Origin of the sequence: Streptomyces sp. NPDC047982, assembly GCF_043204165.1 — a bacterium.
Taxonomy (GTDB): domain Bacteria; phylum Actinomycetota; class Actinomycetes; order Streptomycetales; family Streptomycetaceae; genus Streptomyces.
Window position 1 is genome coordinate 1 of record NZ_JBIDBS010000049.1, and the last position, 9,631, is coordinate 9,631.

At 69.7% G+C, this 9,631-nt stretch carries 11 protein-coding genes; 7 read left to right on the plus strand and 4 right to left on the minus strand.

Translation table 11 applies throughout. The annotated features are described in order from the left end of the window. Positions 1–151 precede the first annotated feature (151 nt). Both ACGF2V_RS30835 and ACGF2V_RS30840 read left to right on the plus strand, forming a co-directional pair. Positions 152–1,297 (plus strand): GAF domain-containing sensor histidine kinase, encoded by a 1,146-nt coding sequence (locus ACGF2V_RS30835; protein WP_362621261.1) that lies wholly within the window; start codon positions 152–154, stop codon positions 1,295–1,297. After that, complete coding sequence (locus tag ACGF2V_RS30840) at positions 1,290–1,934, plus strand: response regulator transcription factor (protein WP_362621259.1); 645 nt, start codon at positions 1,290–1,292, stop codon at positions 1,932–1,934. The genes ACGF2V_RS30835 and ACGF2V_RS30840 overlap by 8 nt, the downstream gene beginning before the upstream one ends. 124 nt (positions 1,935–2,058) lie before the next feature. Here ACGF2V_RS30840 and ACGF2V_RS30845 read toward each other — a convergent pair whose 3' ends face one another. Then, positions 2,059–2,844, minus strand: coding sequence for a hypothetical protein (locus tag ACGF2V_RS30845; protein WP_362621257.1), 786 nt, complete (start codon positions 2,842–2,844; stop codon positions 2,059–2,061). Between the two features lie 143 nt (positions 2,845–2,987). On the opposite strand from ACGF2V_RS30845, the gene ACGF2V_RS30850 reads away from it, so the two are divergent. From ACGF2V_RS30850 to ACGF2V_RS30865, 4 genes are all read left to right on the plus strand, one after another. Continuing rightward, positions 2,988–3,785 carry an ABC transporter ATP-binding protein gene (locus ACGF2V_RS30850; RefSeq protein ID WP_362711156.1) on the plus strand — a complete coding sequence of 266 codons (798 nt, stop codon included), beginning with the start codon at positions 2,988–2,990 and terminating at the stop codon, positions 3,783–3,785. 319 nt (positions 3,786–4,104) lie between these two features. Continuing rightward, positions 4,105–4,533 carry an NfeD family protein gene (locus ACGF2V_RS30855; protein WP_362621253.1) on the plus strand — a complete coding sequence of 143 codons (429 nt, stop codon included), beginning with the start codon at positions 4,105–4,107 and terminating at the stop codon, positions 4,531–4,533. A 147-nt stretch (positions 4,534–4,680) separates the two neighbouring features. Further along, positions 4,681–5,613, plus strand: a complete 933-nt coding sequence (locus tag ACGF2V_RS30860; protein ID WP_351525028.1) for an SPFH domain-containing protein — start codon at positions 4,681–4,683, stop codon at positions 5,611–5,613. A gap of 62 nt (positions 5,614–5,675) precedes the next feature. After that, a complete protein-coding gene (locus tag ACGF2V_RS30865) occupies positions 5,676–6,452 on the plus strand; it encodes a sulfite exporter TauE/SafE family protein (RefSeq protein ID WP_362621250.1) in 777 nt (258 codons plus the stop codon). A gap of 62 nt (positions 6,453–6,514) precedes the next feature. Here the strand turns inward: ACGF2V_RS30865 and ACGF2V_RS30870 are convergent, their stop codons facing one another. From ACGF2V_RS30870 to ACGF2V_RS30880, 3 genes are all read right to left on the minus strand, one after another. After that, positions 6,515–7,021, minus strand: coding sequence for an HNH endonuclease (locus tag ACGF2V_RS30870; protein ID WP_362621248.1), 507 nt, complete (start codon positions 7,019–7,021; stop codon positions 6,515–6,517). Between the two features lie 189 nt (positions 7,022–7,210). Next, positions 7,211–7,744, minus strand: a complete 534-nt coding sequence (locus ACGF2V_RS30875; protein WP_362621247.1) for a YbhB/YbcL family Raf kinase inhibitor-like protein — start codon at positions 7,742–7,744, stop codon at positions 7,211–7,213. 64 nt (positions 7,745–7,808) lie between these two features. Beyond that, positions 7,809–8,591, minus strand: coding sequence for a sporulation protein (locus ACGF2V_RS30880; RefSeq protein WP_362621245.1), 783 nt, complete (start codon positions 8,589–8,591; stop codon positions 7,809–7,811). 74 nt (positions 8,592–8,665) lie between these two features. Between ACGF2V_RS30880 and ACGF2V_RS30885 the strand changes: the two genes are divergently transcribed. Next, positions 8,666–9,307 (plus strand): DNA-3-methyladenine glycosylase, encoded by a 642-nt coding sequence (locus ACGF2V_RS30885; protein WP_362621243.1) that lies wholly within the window; start codon positions 8,666–8,668, stop codon positions 9,305–9,307. Positions 9,308–9,631 lie beyond the last annotated feature (324 nt).

Sequence of the window (9,631 nt, forward strand, 5' to 3'; positions counted from 1 at the left end):
CAATCCACACCAAACCGGAAGGCCCTCACCCGTTCAAGATCCCTCAGCCGAGATCTGGCTCACCCGTCCACAACCTCCCGGGACAGAACACCTAGACGGCAGCCGTCCACAGGCTGATACGGCGTACGGGTCCCGCTTGTACGGTGAGGCCATGAGCCATCGCGCACCGTCGGGCCTCGCGGCGGTGAGTGCCGCACTGCTCGCCATGAGCCGGCCACTCGAAGTCCGCGACGTCCTGAAGACGATCGTCGCCTCGGCCCGCGAGCTGCTGGACGCCGAGTACGCCGCCCTGGGGGTCCCCGACGACCACGGAGGCTTCGCCCAGTTCGTCGTCGACGGGGTCAGCGACGAGCAGTGGAGGGCCATCGGCCCGCTGCCCCGGCAGCACGGCGTCCTCGCCGCGATGCTCCACGAGGCGCGGCCCGAGCGCCTCGCAGACGTCCGCAAGGACCCCCGCTTCGGGGGCTGGCCCGACGCTCACCCCGACATGTCCGACTTCCTCGGCCTGCCCATCCGGGACGGCGACGCGACCCTCGGCGCGCTCTTCCTCGCCAACAAGCGCTGTCCGAAGCCCGAGGGCAGCTGCGGTTTCACCGCCGAGGACGAGGAACTGCTGTCGATCCTCGCCCAGCACGCGGCGATCGCCCTCACCAATGCCCGGCTGTACGAGCGCAGCCGGGAGCTGACCATCGCCGAGGAACGCTCCAGGCTCGCCCATGAGCTGCACGACGCCGTCAGCCAGAAGCTGTTCTCGCTGCGGCTGACGGCCCAGGCCGCCACCGCCCTGATCGACCGCGACCCGGTCCGCGCCAAGGGAGAGCTCCACCAGGTCGCCGCCCTCGCCGCCGAAGCCGTGGACGAGCTGCGCGCGGCCGTCGTCGAGCTGCGCCCGGCCGCCCTCGACGAGGACGGCCTCGTCGCCACGCTCCGCACCCAGATCCAGGTCCTGGACCGCGCCCACACGGCCCGGGTCACCTTCGACAGCAAGGGCGTACGGGCCCTGCCCGCGGCCCAGGAGGAAGCGCTGCTCCGCGTCTCCCAGGAAGCACTGCACAACGCCCTGCGCCACTCGGGCGCCGCACACGTCGACGTCGCCCTGACCCGGCACGGCAACGGCGCACGCCTGCGCATCACCGACGACGGCAGCGGCTTCGACCCCGCGGCGACCGGGCGGGCGGGCCGTCACCTGGGCCTGGTGTCGATGCGGGACCGCGCGAGCGGGGTCGGCGGAAGACTCACCGTTGAATCGGCGCCCGGCAAGGGCACCACGATCGAGATGGAGATCCCCGGTGGCTGACAGGATCATCAGGGTGCTGCTGGTCGACGACCACCAGGTGGTACGCCGCGGTCTGCGTACGTTCCTGGAGATCCAGGACGACATAGAGGTGGTCGGTGAGGCTGCCGACGGCGCCGAAGGGGTGGCCAGGGCCGAGGAACTGCGTCCCGATGTCGTCCTGATGGACATCAAGATGCCCGGAACCGACGGAATCGAGGCACTGCGCAGACTCCGTGAGCTGGCGAACCCGGCCAAGGTCCTCATCGTCACCAGTTTCACCGAGCAGCGCACCGTCGTTCCCGCCCTCCGGGCCGGGGCCTCCGGCTACGTGTACAAGGACGTCGACCCGGACGCGCTGGCCGGGGCCATCCGCTCGGTGCACGCCGGCCACGTGCTCCTCCAGCCGGAGATCGCGGGAGCCCTGCTCACCCAGGACGAAGGGGCCGGCGGCACGGGCCGGGGCAGCACCCTCACCGAACGGGAACGGGAAGTACTGGGCCTGATCGCCGACGGCCGCTCCAACCGCGAGATCGCACGGGCACTGGTCCTCTCCGAGAAGACCGTCAAGACCCACGTGTCGAACATACTGATGAAGCTCGACCTCTCGGACCGGACCCAGGCGGCGCTCTGGGCCGTACGCCACGGGGCGGCGGGCTGAGCCGAGCAGCGCCCATGACCGGACGTCCCCGGGCGGGTGCGCACCGCCCGTCCCGGAGGAAAGCCCGGGAGCCCGGACGCGACCGTCCGGGCTCCCGCCCCGCCCCGGGGCGGCGCCCCGGGACCTACCGTTCCCGCTCGCGCTCCTCCACGCAGGCGTTGTACGCGGCGACCTGCGCCCTCCGGGCCACACGCTCGACCGGCCGCAGCGCCTCCGCCCGCGCCGCGATCTCCGAGGCGCTCACCGCCCCGCCGTGCCCGTGCCCGTACGCCACCGAGATCAGCAGCCCGACCCGCTGAGCCAGCTCCAGCACCCGCACCGCCCGCGGCGGATACCCCGGAGCCAGCACCTCGCGGCCCCGCTCCACCCGCGCCCGGTACGCGTCCACCGCCGCCTCCGCCATCGGCCCGGAACCGGCCACGTCCAGCCGCGACAGCACCTCCGTCGCGTCCCGCAGCGCCTCGGCGAGCTCCCGCTCCGCCTCGCCCAGCGACGGCACGTCGGCCGGCGAAGCCTCGCGCACCGGCAGGCAGTGCCAGACCACCTCGACGTGCAGATCCCCCTCCGGCCCTCGCTCGCTCACCTCGGGAACCAGTCCGTACGGGGCACCGAAGGCGATCACCGCCTCCTCTGCCTCCAGCGCCCGCGCGTTGAACTCCGGCGGACCGCTCAGCCCCAGCGGATGCCCCGGGGCCGGCAGCGCGACCCGGAACCCGCTCACCCCCAGGCCACGCAGCCGCCCGAGCGCCAGCGTCAGCCCCACCGGCCCCGCCTCGCCCGGCAGTCCCTCCACGCGGTGCACCGCGTCCTCCCCGACGATGGCGAGCGCCGCGTCGTCCGGAGACACGAGTCCCGCGAGCAGCGCGTTTCCCCAAGCGGCCAGCAACCCTGAGCGTGGTTCCGAAAGCATGGGGACAGCCTAGGGAACCGGCCGACGGCCCGGGGCCACTCGGGCCCAGCGCCGGGCACACTCCCGCGGTGGCGTAGATTTCCCTGGGAGCTGTGCCCACAGGCACGCGACGATCTCGACACTGCATGGGGAGACAACGCGCCATGAGCGATGTACTGGAGCTGGTGGACGTATCCGTGGTCCGAGACGGACGCGCTCTGGTGGAAGACGTCTCCTGGCACGTCAAGGAGGGGGAGCGCTGGGTCATCCTCGGCCCGAACGGCGCCGGCAAGACCACCCTCCTCAACATCGCGTCCAGCTACCTGTTCCCGAGCACCGGCACCGTCAGCATCCTCGGCGAACAGCTCGGCGGCGTCGGCACCGACGTCTTCGAACTCCGCCCCCGCATCGGCATGGCGGGCGTCGCCATGGCCGACAAGCTGCCCAAGCGACAGACCGTCCTGCAGACCGTGCTCACCGCCGCCTACGGCATGACCGCCACCTGGCACGAGAACTACGAAGCCGTCGACGAGGAGCGAGCCCGCGCCTTCCTCGACCGCCTCGGCATGAACGAGTACCTCGGCCGCAAGTTCGGCACCCTGTCCGAGGGCGAGCGCAAGCGAACGCTGATCGCCCGCGCCATGATGACCGACCCCGAACTGCTGCTCCTCGACGAGCCCGCGGCGGGACTCGACCTCGGCGGACGCGAGGACCTGGTCCGCCGCCTCGGCCGACTGGCCCGCGACTCCTACGCGCCCTCCATGATCATGGTCACCCACCATGTCGAGGAGATCGCCCCGGGCTTCACCCACGTCCTGATGATCCGCCAGGGCAAGGTGCTCGCCGCCGGTCCCATGGAGACCGAGCTCACCTCGCGCAACCTCTCCCACTGCTTCGGCCTGCCGCTCGTCGTCGAGCGCACCGGCGACCGCTACACGGCCCACGGACTTCCGCTCTCCTGAGACGTCCCTCCGGAAGACCGGAAGACCGGAGGCCGCAAGAACCGGAGCCCGGTGAACCCGTCCGGCCGGAGCCGGTCCGTTCCCCATCCGCCCTCCCGACCCACCGAAGCGCTCCTGTCCCCGATACGTCTTCGCCCTCCCCATCCGCCCCCCGACCCCTCGGACGGGCCCGCCGCCGACCGCCCGACGCCCACCACACCGCCACGTCGGCCGTCGCCCACCGGCCACCGCCGGCCATGGGCCGCACGGGCCACGGGGCCGTCGAGGCTGTCCGCTTGCGCACTGTCCGCGAGGGCACTCGCGGTCCTACCATGACCCCGTGGACATCGACGCGTGGGTGTGGTGGCTGATCGGCGCGGCGGGACTGGGCATCCCGCTCGTCCTGACCGCGATGCCCGAATTCGGCATGTTCGCCGTCGGAGCGATCGCCGCCGCGGTCGTCGCGGCGCTCGGCGGCGGCATCGTGGCCCAGGTGCTGGTGTTCGTCGTGGTCTCCGTGGCGCTCATCGCGGTGGTGCGCCCCATCGCCACCAGACACCGCGCCGACCGGCCTCAACTCGCAACGGGTGTCGATGGACTGAAAGGCCGTCAGGCGGTCGTCCTGGAACGGGTCGACGGCAACGGCGGCCGGATCAAACTGGCCGGGGAGATCTGGTCCGCCCGGGCACTCGACGGGGACCAGAGCTTCGATCCGGGCCAACAGGTCGATGTCGTCGACATCGACGGAGCCACAGCGGTCGTCATGTGACCGAATCACCCCCACGGCGGCGCGCGTTCTGTCAGACTCGAAGTCGATCATCATGAGATCGGGGTCGCATCCGTATTCGACCCCTCCTACGATCTCGACCTCGATCACCCGCGATCCGTCGGCAACCGAAGGGCAATGAGGAACACGATGCAACCGATCATCATCGTCCTGATCATTCTGGTGGTGCTCGTCTTCATCGCCCTGATCAAGACCATCCAGGTCATTCCGCAGGCCAGCGCCGCCATCGTGGAGCGCTTCGGCCGCTACACCCGTACGCTCAACGCGGGCCTGAACATCGTCGTTCCGTTCATCGACACCATCAGGAACCGCATCGACCTGCGTGAACAGGTCGTTCCCTTCCCGCCTCAGCCGGTGATCACCCAGGACAACCTGGTCGTCAACATCGACACCGTCATCTACTACCAGGTGACGGACGCCAGGGCCGCCACGTACGAAGTCGCCAGCTACATCCAGGCGATCGAGCAGCTCACCGTCACGACCCTCCGCAACATCATCGGTGGCATGGACCTGGAGCGGACCCTGACCTCCCGCGAGGAGATCAACGCGGCCCTCCGCGGAGTCCTCGACGAGGCGACCGGCAAGTGGGGCATCCGCGTCAACCGCGTCGAACTCAAGGCGATCGAACCGCCCACCTCCATCCAGGACTCGATGGAGAAGCAGATGCGCGCGGACCGTGACAAGCGCGCCGCGATCCTCCAGGCCGAAGGAACCCGCCAGTCCGCGATCCTCACCGCCGAGGGCGAGAAGCAGTCCGCGATCCTGCGGGCCGAGGGTGAGGCCAGGGCGTCCGCCCTGCGCGCGGAGGGCGAGGCGCAGGCGATCCGTACGGTCTTCGAGTCGATCCACGCCGGCGACCCGGACCAGAAGCTCCTCTCGTACCAGTACCTCCAGATGCTCCCGAAGATCGCCGAGGGCGACGCCAACAAGCTCTGGATCGTGCCCAGCGAGATCGGCGATGCGCTGAAGGGCCTCAGCGGTGCCTTCGGCAACCTCGGCAACGGTGCCCCCGGATTCGACACCGGCGGCAAGGAACGCCGGGAGCAGCCCCCGGTCGAATGACGCGTGGATGCCCTCGTGCATGATCGGTGCACGACGCATCGACCATGCACGGGGGAGCCACCATGACCATCTGGGAGATGCTCGCCGTCTTCGCGGCGGGCATCAGCGCCGGCACGATCAACACGATCGTCGGATCCGGAACGCTGATCACCTTCCCGGTGCTGCTCGCCACCGGGCTGCCCCCGGTCACCGCCACCGTCTCCAACGCGCTCGGCCTGATCCCCGGCTCGATCAGTGGCGCCATCGGCTACCGCGCGGAACTCGCCGGGCAGGGCCGTCGCGTCCTCAGACTCGCCGTCGCGGCCCTGATCGGCGGTCTCACCGGCGCCACGCTCCTGCTCACCCTGCCGCCCACGGCCTTCGAGACGATCGTGCCGGTCCTGGTGACCCTGGCCCTGATCCTCGTCATCCTGCAACCGCGCATCAGCAGGGCCGTCCAGCGACGACGAGAGCACAACGGCGCTCCCGCCCGCGTCGACGGCGGCCCGCTCCTCTTCACCGGGTTGATGCTCGCCAGCGTGTACGGCGGCTACTTCACCGCCGCCCAGGGGATCATCTACCTCTCCCTGATGGGGATGCTGCTCGACGACACCATGCAGCGGCTCAACGCCGTCAAGAACGTCCTGGCAGCCGTCGTCAACAGCATCGCCGCGCTCTTCTTCCTCTTCGTCGCGGACTTCGACTGGACGGCCGTCGTGCTGATCGCGGTCGGCTCGGCACTGGGCGGCCAGGTCGGTGCCACGATCGGCCGCCGCCTCAGCCCGACCGTGCTGCGCACCCTCATCGTCGTGGTCGGCGCGGTCGCGATCGTCCAGTTGCTCCTGCGCCGACACGGCTGACACACGGGAAGCCCGCCCTCGCAGGAGGACGGGCTTTCGGCACGATTCGGTGCGTGCGCCGACTACGCGGCAGCGCGATCCAGCCATTCCGGCAGCGCGGAACGCTCGTCGGCACCCATCGCCAGCAGCATCGCTTCCGCCGGAGAGGGGACGAACGGCTGCCGCAGCAGCGGCATCCCCGCCTGCTCCGGCGTCCGGGCCGCCTTGCGGTGGTTGTCCTCGGCGCAGGACGCCACCGTGTTCAGCCAGGTGTCCTGGCCACCCTGGGCCCGCGGCACCACGTGGTCGACGGTGCTCGCCCGCCGTCCGCAGTACGCGCACCGGTGCTGGTCCCGTATCAGCACGCCCCTCCTGGACCACGGGGCCTGTCTTCGGAACGGCACCCGCACGTACCGGCAGAGCCTGATCACCCTCGGCACCGGGATGTCCACGGCGGCGCCACGCATGCGCAGATCGGGGTGCGACTGCTCGACGACGGCCTTGTCCTGCAGAACCAGCACCACCGCACGGTTCAGCGTCACCGTCGACAGCGGCTCGAAGCTCGCGTTCAGTACCAGCGTGTCCCGCATCTCGCCCACCTCCTGTGTGCCGCCCGCCCCCTGGCAGGCCCGGAACAACTCTGGCCGGGCAGGCTGTGGGGGACAACGCAATAAAAACTGCCCTGCCCTGATCGCTTCAGGACCAGGGCAGGGCGAACAACGGGCGAACTCCGGGTTCCGGAGCCCTCTCGAGCCGAACTCTCGGTGAAGGCTGGGCGCCTACTTGGCCGGGGCCTCGTACTCACCGATCAGCTGGGCACGACCCAGTGTGTGGAACCGCAGATGGAACCCGACGACCGCGGGCGAGGTGTCGCCGTCGACGCCGAGCTTGTCGCTGTCGACCGCGTACACGGTGAAGACGTAGCGGTGCTTCTCACCGACCGGAGGCGCGGCACCGCCGAAGTCCTTCGTCCCGTAGTCGTTGCGGGCGTGGACGGCCCCGGCGGGCAGCCCGGCGAACTCCCCGCTGCCCGCACCGGCCGGCAGTTCGGTGACCGAGGCCGGGATGTCGAAGAGCACCCAGTGCCAGAACCCGCTGCCCGTGGGGGCGTCGGGGTCGAAGCAGGTCACGGCGAAACTCCTGGTCCCGGCCGGGAAGCCCTCCCACCGCAGATGCGGCGAAGTGTTCCCGGCCGCCAGCACCTGCGCGTCCGCCAGCACGGCCCCCGGGGCGACGTCGTCGCTCACGACCGTGAACGACGGCACCTCGGGATGGAAGTCGTGCGGCAGCGGCGCCCTCTTCTGCTCGGTCACGTCAGCACCTCTCCTGATCGTCCTGCCGCCGTCGGCAGGTCTCCCTCCGACCCTAGAACCAGAGTCAGAACCAGTTGCGCCGACCGCCGACCTCGGCGAGCCACTGGTTGAGGTACGCCGCCCAGTCCGTCGTGTGGAAGTCGGTCAGCCCGACCTTGAAGGAGCGGTAGGTGTCGCTGCCCTCGCTGAAGAGCCCCGGCTTCTTGTCCATCTCCAGGACGACGTCCATCTCGCGGTCGTCCGCGACGAACGACAGCTCCACCTGGTTCAGCCCGCGGTACTGCTGCGGCGGGTAGAACTCGATCTCCTGGTAGAACGGCAGCCGCTGGCGCGTCCCCCGGATGTGGCCGCGTTCCAGGTCCGCGCTGCGGAAACGGAAACCGAGCTGACCGAAGGCGTCGAGAATCGCCTCCTGGGCCGGCAGCGGATGCACGTTGACCGGGTCCAGATCGCCCGAGTCCACCGCCCGCGCGATCTCCAGCTCCGTGGTCACGCCGATGTGCATGCCGTTCAGATGCTGACCGGCGAACATCGTGATCGGCGTCTCCCACGGGATCTCCAGCCCGAACGGTACGACGTGCACCGCACCGGCCTGCACCTGGAACGCGCCCCCGAGCCGGAGCTTGGTGAACTCGATGTCCTGCTTGGTCTCCGTGTCCTGACCCTCGACCTCGACCCGGGCCTGCAGCCCCACGGAGAGCCCCTCGATTTGCTGATCCACGCTGCCGCCCTGGATCCGCACCTCGCCCTGGACGACTCCGCCCGGTACGACGTTGTGTTCGCTGAGCTCGGTCTCCACCGAGGCACCACCGGCACCCAGACTCGCGAGCAGCCGCTTGAAGCCCATGTTCTTTCCTCCTTGGTCCTGACCCCATAGATACGCGTCAGGACCGTCGTCGGTTCCCGGTACCCTCGAACGTCATGACCGAGGGTCTGGAACGTACACCGCTCACCCGCGACTTCTTCGACCGCCCCGTACTGGACGTCGCCCCCGATCTCCTGGGCCGGATCCTGGTCCGTGCCACGCCCGACGGTCCCATCGAGCTCCGTCTCACCGAGGTGGAGGCGTACGCGGGCGAGGCCGACCCCGGATCGCACGCCTTCAGAGGCCGTACGCCACGCAACAGCGTCATGTACGGACCGCCCGGCCACGTGTACGTCTACTTCACGTACGGCATGTGGCACTGTCTCAACCTGGTATGTGGCCCCGAGGGTGTGGCCAGCGGTGTCCTGCTCCGCGCGGGCGAGATCCAGGTGGGTGCCGAACTCACCCATGAACGTCGGCTCTCGGCCCGCAACGACAAGGAACTGGCCAAAGGGCCGGCCCGATTGGCCACCGCCCTCGACATCGACCGCGCGCTCGACGGCACCGACGCCATCGCCCACCCCGGCAACGCGCTGCACGTACTGCACGGCACCCCACCACCCCGTGACCGGGTCCGCAACGGTCCGCGCACCGGAGTCGGCGGCGACGGAGCCGCACGTCCGTGGCGATTCTGGATCGACGGCGACCCCACGGTGAGCTCCTACCGGGCCCACGTGCCACGCCGCCGCGCAACTTGACGCGCCCATCCGGACCACCTAATGTGGTCCGGGCCGTTTGAAACGGGCACTGCTATCGGTGCGATCCATCGGATCGACTGAAGCAACTCGGAACGGCAAACCACTACCTACGACACACCCTCAGGGTGGGTTTTCGTCATGCCGTAATTCGGATTGATTTGGCTCGATTATGAGCGGTCCGAGAAATCGGCTAACGTAGTGGACACGCCGAAAGGTGAAGGCTCTCCAGCGGCCGCCGGAATTGAAATTCGGACCGGAAACGGAACGGAAAAAGAATCTGGTAAGGTTGGAGTCGCCGGAAAGGGAAACGCGAAAGCGTGGAAC